We start from the raw sequence: 22,393 nt of genomic DNA, 5'->3' as shown, positions 1-22,393 counted from the left end.
CTTGTCTCCGTAAGGATGTGGTGTCTTGAGGAGCGCCAGCGCGGAGCACAGGCTCAGCGGCTGGCGTTCTTCATGCGCTCACGGCTGTTGTTCAGGTGCATGAACATGGCCGCGCGAGCCGCTGCGGCATCGCCGCGATGGATGGCCTCGAGCACGGCGTGGTGCTCCTGGGCCGTGATGTCTTTGCCTTGACGCAATTCGGGCGAGGGCTCGCCGAAGCGGGCCGGCGTGGCCGCGCGGCTGCGCCGCGGTGCGGCGGCCGACTGGCGCGGGATGGTGCCGCTGCCCAGCGAGCGCAGCACATGGGCGAAGTACTCGTTGCCGGTAGCCTGGGCCAGCAGCTCGTGGAAGCGGAAGTCGGCCTCGGCCGTGGCCTCGCCGGTACTGCGCTGGATGTCGAAATCCTTCAGCGCGCGCTCCATCGCGGCCAGTTGCTCCGGCGTGCGTCGCTGCGCGGCCAGCGCGGCAGCCTCGGGCTCCAGGCTCAGGCGCAGCTCCAGCATGGCGAGCTTCTGCTGCAGCTTCAGCTCGGACGGGGCCACGGCTTGCAACAGCGGGCTGTCGACCTTGGGCGCCAGCACGAAGCTGCCAATGCCCTGCTGGGTACGCAGCAGGCCGCCCGCCTGCAAACGCGAGAGGGCCTCGCGCACGACGCTGCGACTGACGCCGAACTCCTGCATCAGCAGCGGCTCGGTCGGCATGCGGTCGCCCGGCTTGAGCGCGCCCCCGGTGATGCGCTCCGACAGCGCTTCGACGACGCGTTGCGACAGGCTGGCGGGGCGGGCGGTGGAGGAGTTGGCGGTGCTCACGATGTGTGATTGGCTGTTTCAAGTCATCAGACGACTGATGTCAGTATAGGACCGCAAAAGCAGAAATGACTATCGGAAACCCTGAGAATGACTCGTTTGTGCCTTTGGATGCTGCAATTCCGGCTGCCTCGTATACACTGCAAGTCATCAGACGACTGATGAGAAAGACGGTGAAATGATCAAGATCGAAAGCGTCCGGGCTGTTGAGTTCACCCACCCGACGCGCCGTTCGGTGGACGCCGCCGGCCACTCCCACCCGGGGCCACTGGGCACCGCCCATCTGGCGCTGCTGAGCATCCGCAGCACCGATGGCGTCGAGGGCCATTGCTTTGCGCCGCCGCAGGTCGTGCGGCCCCACGTGTTGAACCAGTTCGTGCGCCGCGTGCTGGTGGGCGGCGACGCGATGCACCGCGAGAAGCTGTGGTGCGAGCTGGAGCACTGGCAGCGCGGCAGCGCCGGCCAGTTGACCGACCGGGCCCTGGGTGCGGTGGACAGTGCGTTGTGGGACCTGATCGGCCGCACGCTCGGAACGCCGGTCTACCAATTGCTCGGCGGCTACCGCGACAAGGTGCCGGCCTATGGCAGCACCATGTGCGGCGACGAACTGGCGGGCGGGCTGTCGACACCCGAGGAATACGGCGACTTCGCGCTGAAGCTGGTGGCGCGCGGCTACAAGGCCATCAAGCTGCACACCTGGATGCCGCCCGTCTCCTTCGCGCCCAACCCGGGCATGGACATCAAGGCCTGCACCGCCGTGCGCGAGGCGGTCGGCCCCGACATCGAGCTGATGCTCGACGGTTATCACGAGTACAGCCGCACCGACGCGCTGCGCATCGGCCGTGCGCTCGAGGAACTGGGCTTCGCCTGGTTCGAGGAAATGATGAACGAGCAGAGCACGGCGTCCTACGCCTGGCTGGCCGGTCAGCTCGACGTGCCCATCCTGGGGCCCGAGAGCCTGTCGGGCAAGCACTACGCCCGGGCCGAATGGGTCAAGTCCGGCGCCAGCGACATCCTGCGTGCCGGCGTCACCGGCTGCGGCGGCATCGGCCCGACGATGAAGGTGGCCCACCTGGCCGAGTCCTTCGGCATGAACTGCGAGGTGCACGGCAACGGCGCGCCCAATCTGGCGGTGTGCGGGGCCATCCGCAACTGCCGCTGGTACGAGCGCGGCCTGCTGCACCCCTTCCTCGACTACGAAGAGGTGCCGGCCTATATGAACGCCCTCGTCGACCCCATGGATGCTGAGGGGTTCGTCTCGCTGCCGCAAGGCCCGGGCCTCGGCGAAGACATCAACTTCGACTACATCTCGAAGCACACCGTCGCCACCTACTGAACGCAGCCATGTTCCCGGCATCCTCTTGGCTGTTGCGTCGCCGTCATCTGCCCGCGCTCTTCGCTGGGGCCTGGGGCGCGGCGCACGCTGATTCACCCGACGACCAGTTGCTGGTCGGCATGAGCATGAACAACCTGCTCTCGCTCGACCCCGCCGCCGCCACCGGCCTGGACGCGGCCACCGTGGCCTGCAACCTCTACGACAGCCTGCTCGAGGTCGACGCGGCCGACACCACCCGGCTGCGCCCCAGCCTGGCCGAGACCTGGCAGGTGGGCGAGGGCGGCCGGCGCATCACGCTGAAGCTGCGCGCCGGCCTGCGCTTTGCCAGCGGCCGGCCGCTGACGGCCGTGCACGCCGCCTGGTCGCTGCAGCGCGTGCTGACGCTCAACCTGGCCCTGGCTTCGGTCTGGAAGAGCTATGGCTACACGGCCGCCAACGCCGCCGCCCACATCCGCGCCGAAGACGCCCAGACCCTGGTGCTTGACCTGCCTCAGCCCACCGACCCGACGCTGGTGCTGATGACGCTGGCCACGTCCATGAGCGGCTATGTCATCGACCGCGAGGCCGTGCTCGCCCACGAGCAGAGCGGCGACCTCGGCCATGCCTGGCTGACCACGCACGCCGCCGGCTCCGGTGCCTTCGAGCTGGAGGAGTGGCGCCCCAAGGAGCTGCTGACGATGCGCCGCTCGGCCAACGACTGGCAGCCCGCGGCAAAACTGCGGCGCGTCGTGTTCCGCCACATGACGGAGTCGCAGACGCTGCGCCTGATGCTGATGCGCGGCGACCTCGACATCGCCGGCGGCATGTCGGCGCCCGATGTGCGCGCGCTGGCCAAACGGCCCGACCTCGTCGTCGAGGAAGTGCGCCGCTCGACGATGTACTACGTGGCCGTCAATGCCCGCCACCCGCGCTATGCCGACGAGCGCGTGCGCCGCGCCGTGCTGCGCCACCTGATCGACTTCCAGGGCGTCGCCGGCGGCGTGCTGCCCTTCTACGGCGAGCTGCAGATGCGGCCCGTGCCGCCCGGCCTGCCGGCATCGCTGCCCCAGCCCGGCTACGCCTTCGACCCCGTGGCCGCGCGCCGCCTGCTGGCCCAGGCCGGCTTGGCCGACGGCTTCGAGACGACCATCCGTGTCGTCGCCGAGGCGCCCTTCACCGGCATCGCCACCAGCCTGCAGGCCACGCTGGCCCAGGCCGGCATCCGCGCCAGCATCCTGCCGGGCACCGGCAACCAGGTTTACGGCTCCATGCGCGAGCGCAGCTTCGAGATCGTCGTCGGCCGCGGCGGCGGTGGCGCCGAGGCGCATCCGCACTCCAGCCTGCGCGCCCTGGTCTACAACCCCGACAACCGTGACAGCGCACGGCTCAGCAACTTCCAGGGCTGGCGCACCGGCTATGCCGACGCCGAGCTGAACCGCCTCATCGAACAGGCCCTGCTGACGCCGGACGCCACCGCGCAGGCCGCCCTCTACCGCCAGGCCCAGCAGCGCTTCGACGCGCAGGTCGGGGCCATCCAGCCCATCGCCCAGATGCTCGACACCCAGGTGCTGCGCCGTGCCGTGCACGGCTATCACGGCCACCCCAGCGGCGCCACGCGGCTGCGTGAGGTCTACAAGGAGAGCAGGCCATGACGAAGCGCTGGATACGCGGCGGCACCAGCGCGGCGCTGGCCCTGCTCGGCCTGCTGCTGCTGACCTTCATGATCGGCCGCGTGATGCCGCTGGACCCGGTGCTGGCCATCGTCGGCCCCGACGCCGACCGCGCCACCTACGAGCAGGTCTACCGCCAGCTCGGCCTGGACCGGCCGCTGTGGACGCAGTTCGGCCGCTACCTGGGCGACCTGGCGCAGGGCGACCTCGGGCGCGCGCTGCTGACCGGCCGGCCCGTCACCGAGGACCTGGCGCGCGTGCTGCCCGCCACCGTCGAGCTGGCCACGCTGGCCATCCTGCTCGGCGCGCTGCTGGGCGTGCCGCTGGGCGTCTGGGCGGCCAGCAACCACAAGCGCTGGCCCGACCACGTCGCCCGCGTGCTCGGCCTGCTCGGCCACTCCACGCCGGTGTTCTGGTTCGGCATGATGGGCCTGCTGGTCTTCTACGCCTGGCTCGGCTGGGCCGGCGGCATCGGCCGCATCGGCCTGTCGTTTGAAGGCGCCATCCCGCGCGTCACCGGCCTGATGCTGGTCGACACGCTGCTGGCCGGCGACACGGCGGCCTGGCGCAGCGCGCTGCGCCACCTGCTGCTGCCCGCCTGCGTGCTGGGCCTGCACTCCATGGCCTACCTCAGTCGCATGACGCGCAGCTTCATGCTCGCCCAGCTCAGCCAGGAATACATCACCACGGCGCGCGTCAAGGGCCTGAGCCGCCGCCAGGTCGTCTGGGGGCATGCCTTCCTGAACATCCGCGTGCAGCTGCTGACCATCCTGGCGCTGGCCTACGGCGGCCTGCTGGAGGGCGCCGTCCTCGTCGAGACCGTGTTCGGCTGGCCGGGCTTTGGCAGCTACCTGACCGGCAGCCTGCTGCTGGGCGACATGAACGCGGTGATGGGCTCGGTGCTCGTCATCGGCCTGCTTTTCGTCGCCCTGAACCTGACCGCCGACGCGCTCTACCGCGTGTTTGACCCGAGAGCCCGCTCATGACCGCTACCGCCGTTTCCATGGGGGCCTGGCAGGCCTGGCGCCGCGAGACCAGCGCCAGCGCACGCAAGCTGCTGGCCAATCCGCTGACCGCCATCGGCGTCGCCGTCATCGCGCTGCTGGTGCTGGTGGCACTGTTCGCGCCGTGGATCGCCACGCATGACCCGCTGCGCCAGGACCTCGCCGCCGCGCTGCTGCCGCCCAGCCCGGCGCACTGGTTCGGCACCGACGAGTTCGGCCGCGACGTCTTCAGCCGCCTCGTGCATGGCACCCGCATCACGCTGTTCATCGTCGCGCTGGTCACCGTCGTCGTCGGCCCGCTGGGCATGGGCATCGGCGTGGTCTCCGGCTATTTCGGCGGGCGGGTCGACATGGTCTGCATGCGTGTGGCCGACGTCTTCCTGTCCTTCCCCAGCCTGGTGCTGGCGCTAGCCTTTGTCGCGGCGCTGGGCCCGGGCCTGGACCACGCCGTGCTGGCCATCGCGCTGACCGCCTGGCCGCCCATTGCCCGCCTGGCCCGCGCCGAAGCGATGACGCTGCGCAACGCCGACTTCATCGTTGCCGCGCAGCTGCAGGGCGCCTCGCATCTGCGCGTGCTGTGCCGGCATCTGGCGCCGCTGTGCATGCCCTCGGTGCTGGTGCGGCTGACGATGAACATGGCCTCGGTCGTGCTGACAGCCGCCGGCCTGGGCTTCCTCGGCCTGGGTGCTCAGCCGCCGTTGCCGGAATGGGGGTCGATGATCTCCGAAGGACGCCGCTACATGCTGGACAGCTGGTGGACCGTGGCCGCCCCGGGCGCCGCCATCCTGGCCGTCAGCATGGCCTTCAACCTGCTGGGCGACGGCCTCAACGACGCGCTCGACCCGCGCCAAGCGTCATGACGACTGAACAACAACCGCTGCTCCAGGTCCAGGGCCTGCAAGTGGCCTACGGCAGCCCGGCAGCGCCCGTGCCGGTGGTGCACGGCGTGTCCTTCAGCCTCGGCCGCGAGAAGCTCGCCGTCGTCGGCGAGTCCGGCTCCGGCAAGACCACCGTCGGCCGCGCGCTGCTGAAGCTGCTGCCGCGCCAGGCCCGCATCAGCGCCGAGCGCCTGCAGTTCGACAGCATCGACCTGCTGCAGGCCGGCGAGCGGGACATGGCCGCCCTGCGCGGCCGCCGCCTGTCCATGATCATGCAGGACCCGAAATACTCGCTGAACCCGGTCATGAGCATCGGCCGGCAGATCGGCGAGGCCGTGCAGCGCGGCGCCAAGCTCTCGCGCGCCGAATGCGACGAGCAGGTCGAGGCGCTGCTGGCGCGGGTGCGCATCCGCGAGCCGCGGCGCGTGGCGGCCCAGTACCCGCACGAGGTCTCGGGCGGCATGGGCCAGCGCATCATGATCGCGATGATGCTGGCCCAGCGCCCGCAATTGCTGATCGCCGACGAGCCGACCTCGGCGCTGGACGTGTCGGTGCGCCAGGAGGTGCTGGGCCTGCTGGACGAACTGGTGGCCGAGCAGGGCCTGGCGCTGCTCTTCATCAGCCACGACCTCAACCTGGTGCGGCGCTTCTGCGACCGCGTGCTGGTCATGTACGCCGGCCGCGTCGTCGAGACGCTGGCGGCCGCCGACCTGGCCCATGCGTCCCATCCCTACACGCAGGGCCTGATGGCGGCCCTGCCCAGCCTGCAGCAGCGTCGCGCCGTGCTGCCGGTGCTGCAACGCGACGCGGCCTGGAGCGCGGCATGACGGCGATGTTGTCGGTCCGGGACCTGCAGCTGTCCTTCGGCGAGGGCAAGGAGGCGCGCGTGGTGCTGCACGGCGTGAGCTTCGACGTGGCACGCGGCCAGGCCTTCGGCCTGGTCGGCGAATCGGGCTCGGGCAAGACCACCGTGCTGCGCTGCCTGGCCGGGCAATACCACCACTGGCGCGGCGAGGTGGCCATAGCCGGCCAGGCCTACCGGGGTGAGCGCAGCCTGGCTCACGCCAGCCGCGCGCAGATGGTCTTCCAGGATCCCTACGGTTCCCTGCACCCGCGCCACACGGTGCGCACGGCCCTGGCGGAGCCGCTTCATGTGCACGGGCTGGATCGCGTCGACGAGCGCATCGACGAGGTCCTGCAGCAGGTCGGCCTGCCGCTCGCCTTTCGATTCCGCTACCCCCACCAGATCTCGGGTGGCCAGCGCCAGCGCGTCGCCATTGCCCGCGCCCTCATCCTGAGGCCGCCGCTGCTGCTTCTGGACGAGCCGACCTCGGCCCTCGATGTGTCGGTGCAGGCCGAAGTCCTGAACCTGCTCGCCGACCTGCGGGTGCAGCACGGCCTGACCTATCTGCTGGTCAGCCACGACCTGGGCGTCGTCGCCCATCTGTGCGATCGCCTGGGCGTCATGCAGCAGGGCCGCATCGTCGAGACGCTGAGCCGCGAAACCCTCTGCGAGGGCGGGGCCGAGCATGCCTACACGCGGGCCCTGGTCATGGCCGCCGAGGGCTGACCCTGTTCGATGTTTTGGACCTGAACGTCGATATCGGCGCTAAGTGCAATCCTCGGTGACTGTTCGCAATTCGTTCGCCGGCGAGTTCCACACCGCGCCGCGGTCGCTCAGGCGCTCGCCTCCGTTCGAGTTGCGCGGTGTTTGACGGGCCCAGACCCGACTACACGCGCGTCCGCATCCCCACGTCCCTTGCGGTTGAGGAGGGTTCACCGTCCACTTCTCAGCTCCACTATCTCTTCTCGACGCGGTCAGCCATTCCGTTCGCTGGCGACCGTGAATCCTGGCGCCCCGCTTCCTTGATGGCGAAGTCCGCAGCTTCAACCCCTTGGTTCCTCTCTACGAGCTGCATCACGCGTTCCTTGTCGATGGTCCATTCCTTGCGCGGCGTGTCTGGCGGTTGGCTGAGGCGCATCTCCGCAAGAATGGCGCCACGGCTAACGCCACTTTCGAGCCGGCTTTGCCACAGCCTCGCCCATTGGGCAACGGGCTCGTCCGGCATGCTCTGCGCCAGTGAAACCAGCAATTGATGTGCCGCGTCCGCCTGTCCGGCAAAGGCATAGGCCAGCGCCGCGGCGCGGGCGAGCGCGTCGACTTCGCGTGTGGCCTGCCAAGCTGTTGTGACTCCCTCAAGCGCCGCGCCGCCCGGGTCATCGGTTGCGGCCACTTCAGCTCTGAAGGCAGCCAAGGCGGCTTCGGCCGATTGAGGGGACAAGACCCGGGCGCGTTGAAGCTCACTCAGTGCAGCGTGAAGATGGGAGCGCCTGGCGTCGCCCTCGCTCCGCTGGGCAAGGCGGAAGTTCGCCGCGCCAAGCAGGTACCGCGCCTCGAAGTTGGCGTCGTCAGCCTGCAGGACGGCTTTCAACTGAATCAACGCATCGTGCGGGTCCCCCCAATCGATCTGTGCCCGGCTCAAGGTGAGGCGGGCAAGATCGTCGGTCGGGAATTTGGCCGCCAGGAGGGCGACCTTTTTCAGCAGTGACTCCCCGACCTGCGGGCTCGGACACGACTTCAAAGCGGCATTGGCCAACACGAACTCACCCGCTGCCAGGGGCAGGCTGCGGATGCTCACCCGGGCGTCAGGCAGGGACGGGAGTGCCACCCGGACGGCTTGAAAGCCGCGCAGACCATATCGCCACATCGTTTTACCGATGTCGCTCGTCTTCACGTCGAAGGCGCGTTCGAATGCCGTCGACGCGGAATCCCCATGGCCGGCGATCATGAGGAATCGGTTCAGACGCTTTCGGTTGTCTTCCGACGAGAACATGAAATGAGTCAACAACCAGGATTTCGACTCGAATTCGAGGCGCACACCAGCGTCGCCTGCGTAGTTGCGGGCGTTGGCGATGTGGTGCTGCAGCACGTCGTCGTACTCCAGGCTGTACTGGTGACCGTCGTCGATGAATTTCAGGTACCTGGCAATGCTCTTTGGCACACGGCCAATCACCATTTGCTGTTCTGAAAAGCGCACCGCCGAGAAGTACTGCGCGAAGCCCTCGATGAACGTGGTGGGCGTGCGGATGTCGGTGTGTCGGTATAGGAAGTGCCGCGCGTACGCCTCGAAGGCATAGGACAGGCTTTCGTTCAGCGGGGCCTTCTCGAGCTGCGCATCACTGGTCCTGGATATTCGTTCCAGATCGGCCCCGAACCCCTGAACGCCAGACGGGCAACTGCTGTACAGGCCGATTGCATTGGCTGGCAGGCTGCCGTCGACTTCACGCAGCGCTGCGGCCTGGCTGTAGTACAGCGTGAGCTTCGGCCCCTCCTGCTGAATCTGACGAATGGGCAGCGTGTAGATGCGCAGCAGATGATCCAGCTTTTCCAGGTTCTTCAGCAACGCGATGACGTCCTCTTCCCTGGCGTCGGAATAGACGACGAGGTGCGGGCTTTCAGCTCGGAACCATTTGGAGACGTCACCCTTGCGGGCGGCCACCGTCACGCGTTCCAGAGTCTGCGGGGCGGCTTGCTGGGCGCTTGTTGAAGCGCACACCAAAAAGAGGGCGGCGGCGAGTGCGTTCGCCCAGGACCAGTTGCGCATGAAGTTCTTTCCAGATGGTGATTCGGGTGGCTGCCGGCACCGGCTACATCGGCTTGAAGCGCGGCTGGAAGCTCTGGCTCACGGGCAGCGTTGTACGCCCGTCCTTGAGCCGCACTTCCATGCCGCCGAGGCTGCGGTCGACACGCGCGACGTGAGTGAGGTTGATGACGACGGCGCGGTGGATCTGCCAGAACTGCTCCGGGTCGAGTTGCAGCAGCAACTCGCGCAAGGACAGGCGCAGCAGGTATTCGCCTTCCGCAGTGACGGCGCAGGTGTATTTGTTGTCGCTGCGGAAATGGCTCACATCAGCCACCATCACAAGGTGCAGGCGTTCGCCCTGGGAGGCCTGCAGCCAGCGCAGCGGTACGCCGGGCACGGCCGGCGCTGCGGTTGGCAAGGACGGCGGCGTCCACTGCTGCAACCAGCGCGCGAGTTCGGCCGGTGGCAATTGCAGTCGCTGCTGCAGGCGCTGCACCGTCTCGCGCAGGCGCTCGGTGGCCAGCGGCTTGAGCAGATAGTCCACCGCGCCCTGGTCAAAAGCGGTGACCGCATGCGCGTCGTAGGCGGTGACGAAGACGACGTGACACAGGCCCTTGATGCGCCGCGCCAGCTGCAGGCCGTCAAGCCCGGGCAGGCGGATGTCGACGAAGACGATGTCGGGCCGCAGTTCCAGCACCAGCGCCAGGCCTTGCTCACCGTCCTCGGCCTGGGCCAACACCTGCAACTGCGGCCACAGCTCGGCCAGCCCCTCGCGCAGGCGCTGGCGCGGCAGGGCTTCGTCTTCGATCAGCAGGGCAGTGGGGTGCTTCATCGGGTTTCGGAGCTTTCCCAGGCCAGTTCGATGCGCGCGCAGACGCCGCCTGCGGGGCGCTGTTGAACACTCAGGCGTGCGGCCTCGCCATACAGCCCGGCCAAACGATCGCGAACATTGGCCAGGCCCAGCCCTTGGCCCTGCGCGGGCAACGCCACGGCCGCTTGCAGCCCGACGCCGTCGTCGCGCACTTCAAGCACCAAGCGTTCGCCCTCGCGTCGCGCCTCCAGATCGATGCGTCCGCCCTGCGGCTTGGGCTCGATGCCGTGGCGTACCGCGTTTTCAACGAGCGTCAGCACCATCAGCGGCGGCAGCTTGTGGTCGTTGCAGTCTGGGTGCGCTTGAAGGCCGAAGTGCAGGCGTGCGCCCAACCGCGTGGCCATCACGGTGAGGTAGGCGCTTGCCAGCTCGAACTCGCGTTCCAGCGTGCTCATGGGTTGGCGCAGCGAGGGCAAGGCCAGGCGCAGGTAATCGTGCAGTTCGCCGAGAAAGCGCTCGGCCGTGGCCGGCTGGCTGCGGATGAGCTGCTGCAGGCTGGCCAGCGCATTGAACAGGAAGTGCGGCTCGACCTGGGCCTGCAGCGCCTTGAGTTCGGTCAGGCTGACCTGGCGCGACAGCTCGGCCATCGCCGCCGTGTGCTCGGCGTGCGCCAGGCGCAATGCCAGGGCCTGCTCCTCGCGCCAGCGCCACCAGCGGGTCGGCAGGTGCATCAGCAGCGCGAAGGCGAAGGCCGGTAGCCAAGGCTGCCATAGCGCGAGCGGGCTGCGCCATTGCGCCAGGCCGATGCCGGGTAGCAGCAGCGTCCCCGCCGCCGCGCCCAGGGCGGCGGCCAGCGGCACCGCCAGGGGCCACCAGCGCCAGTTGAGCGTGAACCACGCGGCGCTGTAGGCCAGCCAGAGCTGGGCGGCCAGAGGCAGCCAGCGCGCCTGGGGCCAGGCCCAGTGCAGCAGGGCCCAGGCCGCCCAGAACAGCAGGGCAGGGAGGAGGGCGCGGCGCAGCACCTCAGTCCAGCGCGGCATTCTTCAGCGGCGCCGGTGGCAACTTTGCCGTTTCTGCCAGCGCCTGCGCGTAGACGCGCCGCGCCCGCTCCAGGTCGATGCCGATGGGTGTCGTCGTCGGTGCCACTTCAGGGCCGACAACCTCGAAGCGCAGGCCACGCGCCCAGACCTGGCCTTCGCCCACCAGGCCCAGGCCCAGGCCGAGGTGCGTGGCGTCTGCGGGCACGTCCATCACGACGTTCACGTCATGCCAGCCGCCATCCGCCGGTACGCCGCCGCCCATGGGTAGCGGCTTCACTTCGTCGCTCGAGACATTCATGTCGCCGCTCAAATCGCCGAAGCCGTCGCGGAGGTAGAGGCCGGCCCAGCCGCGGACGGCTTCGGCCCTCAGCTCACCGCTGAAGCGAACCCGCTTGCCGGCATAGCCCAGCACCGCTTGATGAGCCGAGGCTGCGCTGATGGGCCCCGGCGTCTTCGGGTAGACCGAACGGATCGTCAGCGTCGGCGCGCCGCCTGCGGCTGGATCGATGCCTACTTCGTAGCCGTTCAGCGCCGCCGCAGCCGTCTTGGTGTCAGTGGGATGGGACATCTGGTGGGCAAACCAACCCTGGGGCATGCGGAGATTGGCGGCGTTGACGCTGAGCACGACGGCGGCCAGTGGCGCGAGCAGGAGGATGCGGAAGTTCATGTCGGTAGTCCTGGGTGACGTCGCTGGGCTTATTGCAGGGACAGGTTTTGGGGAGGCATAGGCGGCCGGTCTTGCGGCAATGCCCTCAACATCTGCTGCACCTTCTGGTGCAGCTCCCGTGCGGCGATGGCTGCCTCGACGCCAAAGCGCTGTGTGCTCAACGGCACGTCCCGGCCCACCACCTCCAGCCGCAGGCTTCTTGCCCAGACCTGGCCGCTGCCGGCCAGGGCCAGGCCGACGCTGACCGAACCGGGGCCATCGGCGGGGATGTCGGCCACCACGCTGACGTCGCACCAGTCCGGGCAACCGGCCGCGCCCAGCGGCGGCGTCTTGTCGAAGTCCGGGTCGACGTGGGCCATGTAGAGCAACTTGAAGCCCGTGGCCACGACCAGGCCGCCCCAGCCATCAAGGCCTGCGGCCTTGACCTGGCCGGTGAAGCGCACGCGCTGCCCGGCATAACCGACGACGAACTGGCCGATGCTGCCGATGTCGCTGCTGGATCCCTTGCCAATGGACTTGACTGTCAGCGCGCGCTGGCCGCTGGCTTCGGTCTCGGGGGCGACGCCGGCTTCATGCGTCATGCCGTCGGGCCACCGATAGCCGGCGCCCGATACCCAGCCGTCGGGCTGGCGCAGCGTTTCGGCGCCGCTGGCGCTCAAAGCCAGCGCCGCCAGTGGCACGGTAAGGAGGGCTCGATAGTCCATCTGTTTGTCCTTGGAGTTGAAGGGGCAGACGCAGTGTGGGCGGGTGCTGCGAAGCCCGCTCGGGCGATGCGATGAGCCAGCGTCGGCGCCGACGAGGCAGTTCCGGCAGCGACAAACGACTTCGGGAAGCGTCTCGGGCGTCAGGCCTTCGGCATCGCGCAGAGCCGGTCCAGGAAGTCCGCGTGCGTGGGCATGGATGACGCCGTGCGCGAGATCGCGCCGTGCACCGATTGGAGGTGGCGGCGGATCAGCTGCGGGTCCACCAGGTCGACGTACGGGTCGTACCGCTCGGGGTAGACGCCCAGGCCCAGCAGGATCGACGCCCACGACGGCTCGGCAAAGCCTTCCGGTTCGATCACGGCGACGCGGCCGGTCTTGCGGAACAGGTCGATCTGGTGGGCAAGATCGTCGGGAATGGGCATGTCGGCGCAGTAGCGCCAGAACTCGCTGTCGCGCCGCTCACCCAGCTTGTAGTGAAGGATGATGAAGTCGCGCACGGACTCGTAGCGATAGGCCATCTGCCGATTGAACTCGTCCGCCAGCGCCGGCTGGAACGACAGGTCCGGCAGCATGGCCGTCAGGCGGCTGACACCGTCCATGATGAGATGCAGGCTGGTGGATTCCAGCGGTTCCAGGAAGCCTGACGACAGGCCGATGGCCACCACGTTCTTGACCCAGCTCTGCTTGCGTCGCCCGGTGACGAAGCGCTGCTGCCGAGGCTCGTCGAGGGCCTTGCCGTCCAGGTGGTCCAGCAGCGTGCGCTGCGCCTCGTCGTCGCCCAGGTAACCGCTGCAATAGACCAGCCCGTTGCCCGTGCGGTGCTGCAGCGGGATGCGCCACTGCCAGCCGGCGGTGCGGGCCGTTGAGCGGGTGTAGGGCGTCATCGGGCCAGCGCGCTCGCACGGCACGGCCAGGGCGCGGTCACAGGGCAGCCAGCGGCTCCAGTCCTCGTAGGGCGACCTCATGGCGCCGCCGATCAGCAGGGCGCGAAAGCCGGAGCAGTCGATGAAGAGATCGCCTTCCACCCGGCGCCCGTCGTTCAGGCGCAGCGCCGTCACAAAACCGTCTTCGGAGCGCGTCTCGACCTGCGTGATGGTGCCTTCGATGCGCTTGGCGCCGTGCCGGAGGGCGTACTCGCGCAGGTAGGCACCGTACAGCGACGCATCGAAGTGGAAGGCGTAGTTGAAGGCATTGGAAGCAGCTGGCTCGCCCGGCGTCGGCGGCATGAAGCGCATCTGCCGGGCCATCACCGTCGCGGTCGACCATTCCTCGTAGGACGGCAATTTGTCGCCCATTGCCTGCAGACGCAGCCAGTAGGCCCACAGCGGCCGGTTGTGGATGGCCGGGCCGAAGCCGCCGAAGCCGTGGAAGAAGCGATTGCCGATGCGGCCCCAGTCCTGGAACTCGATGCCGAGCTTGAAGGTGGCGCGCGTGCGCCGGACGAAGTCGGCCTCGTCGATGCCCAGCATCTGGTTGTAGAACTGGACCGTCGGCAGCGTCGCTTCGCCGACACCCACGGTGCCGATGTCCGCCGATTCCACCAGCGTCACCTCGCAGTGTTGGTCGGGTTGGTCGGGTTGGTCAGGCCGGCACAGCATCCGCGCCAGCGGTGCGGCGGTGATCCAGCCGGCGCTGCCGCCGCCCACGATGACGATCCTCTGCAGTGGACGATTTCGCACCAACAGTCTCCAAAAAAAATACAGATCTGGTCAGTCCAGGAGTTTGCCCTATGTCTCTTTGGTCTTACCAGTTGTACTCTAGTCGCACGGCATCGGAATGCATTCCTGACACACACGGCGCGGTTACCCGTGCGCTCGCCAGCCCTGAAACGCAGTGATCACAGACGTAACGGGGCGGTTTTCTCACCGACCAATAGTTGGTGCAACGGACGAACAAAAGCCGCTGTCAGTGAAGCAAGGCGAGCCCGATCACAAGGGCGCAGGGGCGTTGCAGATGAAGGTCTGCGCCCGGCTGCCTCAGTCAATTCAGAACAGGAGACAAAACGTGACGAAAAAGTTGATTCCGCAAGCTCGGAAGTTGACCGTTGTAGCAGCGTGCGCTTTTTTGGCCGCCTGCGGCGGCGGCGGAGGTGGCGGTGGCGGGGGTGCTGCCGAGGGCCGCTTTCAGGCCATCAGTTTCAAGTATCCGGGCGGCAACACGCTCTTGAATGGGCCGACCACGTTGTCGGCTACCGCGACTTCAGGGCTGCCGGTCAGCTTCCGCAGCGGCACGCCCGCCACCTGCACGGTCGCGGACAACCAAGTGACGCTGGTGGCCGCAGGCGAGTGCCAGGTCATCGCGAGCCAGCCCGGTGGTGCTGGCACGGACGGCACCAAATGGGCTGCTGCAGACGATACGAGCCAGCTGTTCAACGTGTTGAAGCATGCGCAACGCCCGGTGACGCCACTGGGCGTCGTTCTGCGGGCGGCTTCCGCAAGCGTCACGCTGTCAGGCAAGACTGACGCGGGTCTTCCGGCGACTTACAAGTCGACGACGCCCGAGATCTGTACCGTGAGCGGCACGACGCTGACCGTGATGAGCACGGGCACTTGTCAGCTTGGCGTGACGGCGCCGGCCGATGCCTCATATGCGGCCATGGCCGAGACGCCGGCCTTTATTGCAGTCAGTCCACTGCCGCCTTCGGTGGCCCAGTTGCAGGGTATGACTCAGACAGTCGCGCTGGCTTCGGTCGATGCCGGCGGCAATGCCCTGACGTATGCAAGCACCACCCCCGCAGTTTGCACGGTGGCGAGCACCGAGCTCCGCCTGAACGCCAAGGGAATCTGCGCGGTGACCCTGTCCAAAGCAGGAGGCGCTTCCGAGAACTTCCAGGTGATCGTTGATCCGCGTGTGTTCGCCGCCGGCTTTGATTCGGCGGCGAAGCGCACTTCGCAGTTTGGTGAACTCAACTACTCCGCGGGCTTCCCGCTCGCTTGGTGTGGTGGTGGGCCAAATCCGCCGAACTGCAACCTGACGGTGACGGGTTTTTCCGCGACCTTCGGCGTAGACATCAGCAAGGCGTCGAACCCCAACTGGGACGGCTCTACCAAGGACTGGTGGTCTTTCCTCACGGCCGAGATCGGCGCGCCAAGGAAGAAGACCGACTCCGGTTACGACTGGCTTCCTTTCGATGTGAAGACCGAGGACTCGCTGTACATGTTGTTGGCAATAAACCAGCCCGCACTCGACGTAGGAAGTTCTGACAACGAACGTGGTGTGTATGTGCGCATCAAGACCAATCACTTGGTGAAGAAGGGCAATGATGACTGCTATGTGACAGTCTCGGCGCACTTGCGTCCGACATCTGCAGCGCCTTCCGAGTACGTGATCCCGTTCAAGGACTTCGCGGTGACGGACAAGTGCGGCAGCCCTGATCTTCCGCAGACCGAAGGGTGGATGTACGACTGGGGTGTGTCGGCCGAATCGAAGGCAGCTGCGCTCGCCGAAATCCGGGCGTATGGCATTCGCGCGTTGCAGTTTGCGCCTGGCACGGTGAATCTCAAGCGGCCGACGCCGAACGCTGACGGCACTTTGCCCAGCCCGACGGACGCCGGCTACACGCTGAGCACCGACATCACCGTCTATGGCCTGATCACCGTGCAGTGAACACACCGTGGCTTCACTTCAAACAATTGAGAGAGACAAGTCGATGAGAAAGTTCAGAACGACCGCCATCCATCGCGGCATGGTCCACATGATGCTGCTCACCGTGGGCAGCGCAGCTTTGGCGCAGTCGACTGCTGAAAAGCCGCCGAACAACCTGGAAACCGTCGTCATCACCGGCCAGCGCGCGGCACTGCAGTCGGCCCAGAAGATCAAGCAGAACGCCGAGGAAATCGTCGACTCGGTCGTCGCGGAAGAGGCCGGCAAGTTGCCGGACAAGTCGATCACGGAAGTGCTGCAGCGCGTCGTCGGCGTCATCATCGACCGCAACAAGTCGCGTGGCGATCCGGAGCACTTCTCCGTCGAAGGCTCGGGCATCAGCGTGCGGGGCCTGAGCTGGGGCTCGTCGCTGCTGAATGGCCGTGAGTCGTTCTCCGCCGGCTGGCCGGGCCGCGAGCTGAGCTGGGGCGATGTCCCGCCCGAGTTGATGGCCGGGGTGGACGTCTACAAGAACCCCTCCAGCGAGATCATCGAAGGCGGCGTCAGCGGCACGGTGAACCTGCGCACGGCCTTGCCCTTTGACTACAAGGGAACCAAGGCCTACCTGTCGGTGGGCAACAACTACACGCAGCGCTCGGGCAAGAATTCGCCCAGCATGTCGGGGCTGTACACCACCCAATGGAATACGGACATCGGCCGCGTCGGCGTGCTGCTGGACCTGTCGTACAACCACTCCAGCTTCCAGAACGAGAGCATCCAGCTCGATGCCTACTACCCCCGCACAGACCTGATCGCTGGCAAGGTGGCGTGGGCGCCGAAATCGGCCTCGTTCCGCAACAACACCGGCGACAACGAACGCGCCGGCTTCTATGGCGCACTGCAGTGGAAGCAGGGCAGCATGGACTCATCGCTGACCTATTTCGTATCGGGTGCACGTGAGACGGGCAGCGAGCAGGGCTTCTACACCGGTGTGGAGAATGCCTACAAGTCGACGATCAGCGATGCGAAGTACGACGCCAACAACGTGCTGACCTCTGGCACCTACACCTATCTCACCGGCGCCGGAGCGAACACCTCCCCGCTCGGCGGGCTGGGCCTGCAAATCACGCGCGGCTGGAATCAGAGCAAGTCGCAGACACGTGAACTGGCGTGGAACTTCAAGTGGGCCGTCAACGACAAGTGGCTGCTGCAGAACGACGTCCAGTGGGTTCATGCGAAGAACGATTCGGTCGGCCGCAACCTGCAGCTGGGAACTTTCGCGCCGAGCATGCACATCGACGTGCCAGGAAAAAGCCCCGTGCGCATCGGGTTCGACCAGACCAGCACGGAGTACCTGGCCAATCCGGACAACTACTACTGGAATCTGGTCATGCCGGGCATGAGCAAGGCAGATGCCGACCTCTACGCCTGGAAGGCAGACGCACGTTACCGTTTTGACGACCCCATCCTGCGTGACATCCGTGTCGGCGTGAGAGCCACCTACCGTGTCGCGCGCCACTACGACGCGTCGGGCCAGACCTGGACGTCCATTGCCGAGCCCTGGGCCGTCAAGCCTAACGTGACGCCCGGCCAGATGCCCCCAGACGATGGCTCATGGCAGTCGCGCGGAAGCTTCGCCTACCTGAAGGACCCACGCTACCAAGGCGTGCCGGTCGAAACGTTCAACTTCGGCAACTTCTATGGCGGCAAGGCGGGCGCCCTGCCCAATATCGTCATGCCGACGATCGGCGCCGTGCGCGACTATCCGAACACGTACAAGACGCTGCTTACCGACTACCGCTACCAGCAATGCCTGGACGGCAAGAAGTTGTACCCATCCGTGACGTGCAATGAGGCGGATTTCAAGAACTACTTCCAGCAGCTGGTTTACGACAACGACCCGTCCAAAACTAGCACGCACAGCGAACAGACCGACGCGGTCTACGCCACGCTGCGCTTCGGTTTCGACGACCTGAAGTTCCCCATCGAAGGCAATGCGGGCGTGCGCGTCGTGCTGACCCGCGACGTCTCGCACGGCTACTCGGTTTTCGAGACGAAATACAGCCAGGACACGCCGCCCCATCTGCCGCGCTTCGACCTCACCGAACCTCTTGACGTGCAGAACCAATTCGTCAAGGTGCTGCCGTCGCTCAACCTGAAGATGAATTTCACCGACAGGTTGCAGGCCCGCCTGGCGATGGCCCAGAGCATGAACCGGCCTGGCTTCAACCAGCTGGGCGAGTACATCAAGCTGTGGCAGGACTACAACTTCGACAAACAGACGGTCACCTACCGTGGAGAGAACACCGGCAACGTCAAGCTCAAGCCCATCACGGCCAACAGCTATGACCTGGCGCTGGAGTGGTACCCGCGTGACGGCCAGTCCATCACGGCCACGGCGTTCCATAAAGACGTCAAGAACGTCATCATGAACTCCGCCTACTCCCGTACCTACAACAGTGAAGCTGGCAATCCGCAGATTTTCCCCATCACGGGTCCTGACAACGTGGGGAAGGCGAAGGTCAGCGGCCTCGAGGTTGCGGGCATGACCTACCTGGACAAGCTCCCGTTCCTGGAAGGCGTGCTGCCGGAATGGGCCAAGGGCATCGGCGTGTCGGCCAACTACACCTACATCGACGCCAAGCAAAGCCTGTACAAGCAGATCTACAACCCCTATTGCGATGCGGGCAGGGCGACGACGAATGGCACGCTGCACCTGTTCGGCTGCGACACCAACGGCCTGCCGTTCAGTGCTCTGCCGCTGCCCTACATGGCCAAGAACGCGTACAACTTCGTCCTGATGTACGACCGTGGTCCGCTGTCGGCGCGGCTGGCCTACAACTGGCACAGCCGCATCCTGCAGTCGGCGGACGCCAATGGCACGCGTGGCGAGGACGCGACGAGCGCCGACCCGGCGCGCCCGGGTGCCCAGGACGTGGGCTGGGGCCTGCCGACCTGGCAGGAGGCATTCGGCCAGTGGGACGCAGGCATGAACTACAGGTTCAGCGACACGCTCAGCATGTCGCTCAACGTGACCAACCTCAACAACGTCATCGTCCGCCAGACGCAGCAGCAGCACATCGGCACGATGGGACGCGCGTGGTTCTACCCTGGCCGCAGCTACTCGCTGAGCGCACGCTACGAGTTCTGACGCGCCCCTGACGCGGCGTCACCTGCATGCCGCCCGGACGGGCTGTCCGGGCGGCATGCCCACTTGTGTGGATCGACGCCGTGCGTGGCCAGAGACGGAAATGGTTGAACTCGGCGCAGCTCGTTCAATGCGCCCAAGAACTTGGCAGAGTCTCTATGCAGAAGGTTGATCGCATCGTCGTCGTGGGCGGTGGCAGCGCCGGCTGGATGGTGGCCACGGCGCTGGTCACCGGGCTGAAAGGCCGCGCCACCGTCGAGGTGGTCGAGTCCGAGGACATCGGCATCATCGGCGTCGGTGAAGCCACCTTCCCGTCCATCCGCAACTACAACCAGCTGATCGGCATTGACGAGCGCGATTTCCTGCGCGCCACCAACGGCACCTACAAGCTGGGCATCCGCTTCTGCGACTGGCTGGACGTTGGCAAGGACTACTTCCACACCTTCGGCCATTTCGGCAACCTGTTCGGTTCGCAGACGCTGTGGGCGCAGCACCGGCGCATGGGTCTGGCCGAGCCGCTGGGCGTGCAGTGCGTGCCCACGGTGATGGCGATGAAGGGCCGTTTCGTGCTGCCTAGCGAGCAGGCGCAGTTCAAGTACGCCTACCACTTCGACGCCGTCCAGTACGCCGCCTTCCTGCGCAATCTGGCCGTGCAGCGCGGTGCCCGCCACACGCTGGGACGCATCACCGACGTGTCACGCCGCGCCGACGGCGGCGTGGCCGCATTGCAACTGGAGGACGGCCGGAGCATCGAGGGCGACCTGTTCGTCGACTGCTCGGGCTTTCGTTCCCTGCTGTTGGGCCAGGCGCTGGAGGAGCCCTTCGTCGACTTCAGCCACTGGCTGCCCGTCGACGGCGCATGGGCCTGCCCCACCGAACGGGTCGGCGAGGAACTGGCCCCGTACACCCAGGCCACGGCGCTGGAAGGGGGTTGGGCGTGGCGTATCCCGCTGCAGAACCGCACTGGTCATGGCCACGTGTTCGCGAGCCGCTTCATCGACACCGACCGTGCGCGCGAACAACTGCTGGCGCGGCTCGACGGCAAGCCGCTTGGCGAGCCGCGGCTGCTGCGCTTCACGACCGGCCACCGCGAGCGCTTCTGGGTGCACAACGTCGTCGCCATCGGCCTGTCCTCCGGCTTCCTGGAGCCGCTGGAGTCCACCAGCATCTACCTGATCCAGGACGGCGTCAGCCGCCTCATGACCCTGCTGACGGCCGGCTGGCCGGTGGACGAGAGCGACCGGGCTTTGTTCAACGACGGTGCGGCACGTCGCTTCGCGCGCATCCGCGACTTCATCATCCTGCACTACTGCCTGACCCGCCGCCGCGACAGTGAGCTGTGGCGTCATGTGGCGACGATGGAGCTGCCCGAGACCCTGGCCTTCCGGATGGAGCTGTGGCGTCGCTACGGCGTGCTGCATGAGTACGACGAAGAGGGCTTCGACGCCACCAGCTGGCTGGCCATCCACGCCGGCATGGAGCACTGGCCGGAGCGCAACGATCCGGTCTTCGCGGAGATCCCGCCGGAGCGGGCGTTGGCGGCGCTGAATCAGCGTCGCAAAGCCATCGAAGCCTCGGTGGCGCGCATGCCGCAGCACCATCGCAAGCTGCTCGAGATGCTGGGCTGATGTCAGCCCGAACTGATCAACCTGAAAGGGGAAGCGCCATGTGGCAGGGGTCGAAATCGCCCGTAGTTTTTCCAGCGGATGGCCGTTTCGCCACTCGCATCGTTCCGAATCGAGGCTTCCCATGATTGCGCGCGTGCTTGCGCTCCTGGCGCTTGTCCAGGCCTGCGTCTGGTCGCAGCCGAGCCAGGCCGAGAACCCCGTTGTCCAGACCAGCTTCACCGCCGATCCGGCGCCGTTGGTGCACAAGGGGGTTGTCTACCTCTACACCGGGCAGGACGAGGACGAAGCCCGCGACTTCAAGATGCGCAACTGGCGGCTGTACACGTCGACTGACATGTCGAATTGGACCGACAAGGGCGTCGTGGCGTCGCTGGCGACCTTTCCCTGGGCGGTGCAGGACAACGACGCCTGGGCTTCCCAGGTGGTCGAGCGCGATGGCAAGTTCTACCTCTATGCGTCGGTGAGCGTACCGGGCTGGCCAAAGAGCGTGATTGCCGTCGCGGTGGCCGACAAGCCTGAGGGGCCGTTCAAGGATGCGCTGGGCAAGCCGCTGATCGACAAAGGCATCGGCTATTTCGATCCCACGGTCTTCGTCGACGACGACGGGCAGGCCTATATGTACTGGGGCAACCCGAACCTGTACTACGTGAAGCTGAACCCGGACATGATCTCCTACAGCGGCGAGATCCAGCAGGCCGAGGGCAAACCGCGCAACTACCAGGAAGGCCCCTGGTTCTACAAACGCCAGGACAAGTACTACATGGCCTACGCGTCAAGTTGCTGCCCCGAAGGCATCGGCTACGCCATGAGCGACAAGCCCATCGGCCCTTGGGTCTACAAGGGCGACATCATGGACCACAACACCAACTCGACCGGCAACCACCCGGGCATCGTCGACTACATGGGTGGGTCCTACCTGTTCGGGTTCAACTACCGGCTGAACTTTGCCGACACGCCCATCCATCGCGAACGCCGCTCCGTCACCGTGACCCGGTTCGACTACAACGCGGACGGCACCATCAACATGCTCCCGTGGTGGGACAACGTCGGCGTCGCCCCTCTCAAACCCTTGTCGCCCTATGAACGCGTGGAAGCCGAGACCATGGCCTGGACGTCGCGCCTGAAGCGGGATCGGGATCGCCAGTTCGACTGGGCACCTGGCATCAAGACGGCGCGCAATGACAAGGTCGGCATGGTCGTCACGCGCATCACCGATCTCAGCTATATCAAGGTCAACGGCGTCGACTTTGGCAGCAAGGGCGCGGCCCGTTTCGTCGCCAATCTGGCCAGTGAGACGGAAGGCGGCAAGATTGAATTGCGGCTCGACAGCGTCGATGGACCGCATCTCGGCACCCTGGCGGTGGCCCGCACCGGCGGCCGCGATCAGTGGCAACAGCAAAGCGTGCCGGTCTCGGGCGCCACGGGCCTGCACGACCTCTACCTCATCTTCAGGGGTCAAGGCGAGCCGACGATGTTTGAGTTCGATCACTGGCGCTTCGATCGCAAGTGAAGCCTGTGACCCTCAGCCGCCCCTGATCTCCTTTGTAACCGACTAT

17 protein-coding genes are annotated in these 22,393 nt (G+C 66.6%); 10 read left to right on the top strand and 7 right to left on the bottom strand.

Features of this window, described 5'->3' with window-relative positions:
* Positions 1-53: 53 nt before the first annotated feature.
* Positions 54-809: a FadR/GntR family transcriptional regulator gene (locus tag AC1D2H_RS22830; RefSeq protein ID WP_477935705.1), complete on the bottom strand. Its 756-nt coding sequence runs from the start codon at positions 807-809 to the stop codon at positions 54-56.
* Between the two features lie 175 nt (positions 810-984).
* On the opposite strand from AC1D2H_RS22830, the gene AC1D2H_RS22825 reads away from it, so the two are divergent.
* Genes AC1D2H_RS22825 through AC1D2H_RS22800 form a run of 6 tightly spaced genes read left to right on the top strand, consistent with a single transcriptional unit; the run spans position 985 to position 7,243 of the window.
* Positions 985-2,142 (top strand): mandelate racemase family protein, encoded by a 1,158-nt coding sequence (locus AC1D2H_RS22825; RefSeq protein ID WP_478012576.1) that lies wholly within the window; start codon positions 985-987, stop codon positions 2,140-2,142.
* An 8-nt stretch (positions 2,143-2,150) separates the two neighbouring features.
* Positions 2,151-3,773: an ABC transporter substrate-binding protein gene (locus AC1D2H_RS22820; protein WP_478012575.1), complete on the top strand. Its 1,623-nt coding sequence runs from the start codon at positions 2,151-2,153 to the stop codon at positions 3,771-3,773.
* Positions 3,770-4,777, top strand: coding sequence for an ABC transporter permease (locus AC1D2H_RS22815; protein ID WP_478012574.1), 1,008 nt, complete (start codon positions 3,770-3,772; stop codon positions 4,775-4,777). Before AC1D2H_RS22820 ends, AC1D2H_RS22815 begins: the two co-directional genes overlap by 4 nt.
* Positions 4,774-5,655 (top strand): ABC transporter permease, encoded by an 882-nt coding sequence (locus AC1D2H_RS22810; protein WP_478012573.1) that lies wholly within the window; start codon positions 4,774-4,776, stop codon positions 5,653-5,655. The genes AC1D2H_RS22815 and AC1D2H_RS22810 overlap by 4 nt, the downstream gene beginning before the upstream one ends.
* The gene (locus tag AC1D2H_RS22805) at positions 5,652-6,500 is read left to right on the top strand and encodes an ABC transporter ATP-binding protein (protein ID WP_477903963.1); all 849 of its coding nucleotides are present in this window, start codon (positions 5,652-5,654) and stop codon (positions 6,498-6,500) included. Before AC1D2H_RS22810 ends, AC1D2H_RS22805 begins: the two co-directional genes overlap by 4 nt.
* Before the next feature lie 5 nt (positions 6,501-6,505).
* Complete coding sequence (locus tag AC1D2H_RS22800; protein ID WP_478012589.1) at positions 6,506-7,243, top strand: ABC transporter ATP-binding protein; 738 nt, start codon at positions 6,506-6,508, stop codon at positions 7,241-7,243.
* A gap of 229 nt (positions 7,244-7,472) precedes the next feature.
* On the opposite strand, the gene AC1D2H_RS22795 is transcribed toward AC1D2H_RS22800, so the two are convergent.
* The 6 genes from AC1D2H_RS22795 to AC1D2H_RS22770 all read right to left on the bottom strand — a co-directional run bounded on the left by AC1D2H_RS22795 (position 7,473) and on the right by AC1D2H_RS22770 (position 14,158).
* On the bottom strand, positions 7,473-9,278 hold the full coding sequence (locus AC1D2H_RS22795) for a hypothetical protein (protein ID WP_478012572.1): 1,806 nt from the start codon (positions 9,276-9,278) through the stop codon (positions 7,473-7,475).
* 43 nt (positions 9,279-9,321) lie between these two features.
* Entirely contained in the window at positions 9,322-10,089 is a 768-nt protein-coding gene (locus tag AC1D2H_RS22790; protein WP_478012571.1) for a LytR/AlgR family response regulator transcription factor, read from the bottom strand.
* Complete coding sequence (locus AC1D2H_RS22785) at positions 10,086-11,108, bottom strand: sensor histidine kinase (protein ID WP_478012570.1); 1,023 nt, start codon at positions 11,106-11,108, stop codon at positions 10,086-10,088. The genes AC1D2H_RS22790 and AC1D2H_RS22785 overlap by 4 nt, the downstream gene beginning before the upstream one ends.
* Positions 11,092-11,775: a hypothetical protein gene (locus AC1D2H_RS22780; RefSeq protein ID WP_477935725.1), complete on the bottom strand. Its 684-nt coding sequence runs from the start codon at positions 11,773-11,775 to the stop codon at positions 11,092-11,094. The genes AC1D2H_RS22785 and AC1D2H_RS22780 overlap by 17 nt, the downstream gene beginning before the upstream one ends.
* Before the next feature lie 29 nt (positions 11,776-11,804).
* Positions 11,805-12,479: a hypothetical protein gene (locus AC1D2H_RS22775; RefSeq protein ID WP_477935727.1), complete on the bottom strand. Its 675-nt coding sequence runs from the start codon at positions 12,477-12,479 to the stop codon at positions 11,805-11,807.
* Positions 12,480-12,619: 140 nt separating this feature from the next.
* Positions 12,620-14,158: a tryptophan halogenase family protein gene (locus AC1D2H_RS22770; RefSeq protein WP_478012569.1), complete on the bottom strand. Its 1,539-nt coding sequence runs from the start codon at positions 14,156-14,158 to the stop codon at positions 12,620-12,622.
* Positions 14,159-14,483: 325 nt separating this feature from the next.
* Between AC1D2H_RS22770 and AC1D2H_RS22765 the strand changes: the two genes are divergently transcribed.
* The 4 genes from AC1D2H_RS22765 to AC1D2H_RS22750 all read left to right on the top strand — a co-directional run bounded on the left by AC1D2H_RS22765 (position 14,484) and on the right by AC1D2H_RS22750 (position 22,347).
* Positions 14,484-16,085: a hypothetical protein gene (locus tag AC1D2H_RS22765; RefSeq protein ID WP_478012568.1), complete on the top strand. Its 1,602-nt coding sequence runs from the start codon at positions 14,484-14,486 to the stop codon at positions 16,083-16,085.
* Positions 16,086-16,128: 43 nt separating this feature from the next.
* A complete protein-coding gene (locus AC1D2H_RS22760) occupies positions 16,129-19,212 on the top strand; it encodes a TonB-dependent receptor (protein ID WP_478012567.1) in 3,084 nt (1,027 codons plus the stop codon).
* Between the two features lie 155 nt (positions 19,213-19,367).
* Entirely contained in the window at positions 19,368-20,837 is a 1,470-nt protein-coding gene (locus tag AC1D2H_RS22755) for a tryptophan halogenase family protein (protein WP_478012566.1), read from the top strand.
* Between the two features lie 133 nt (positions 20,838-20,970).
* Positions 20,971-22,347, top strand: a complete 1,377-nt coding sequence (locus AC1D2H_RS22750; RefSeq protein WP_478012565.1) for a glycoside hydrolase family 43 protein — start codon at positions 20,971-20,973, stop codon at positions 22,345-22,347.
* Positions 22,348-22,393: the final 46 nt, after the last annotated feature.

Source organism: Roseateles sp. P1_C1_2, from assembly GCF_056406535.1.
The sequence above is the reverse complement of the archived record's forward strand: the minus strand, read 5'-3'. Positions and strand labels throughout refer to the sequence as shown.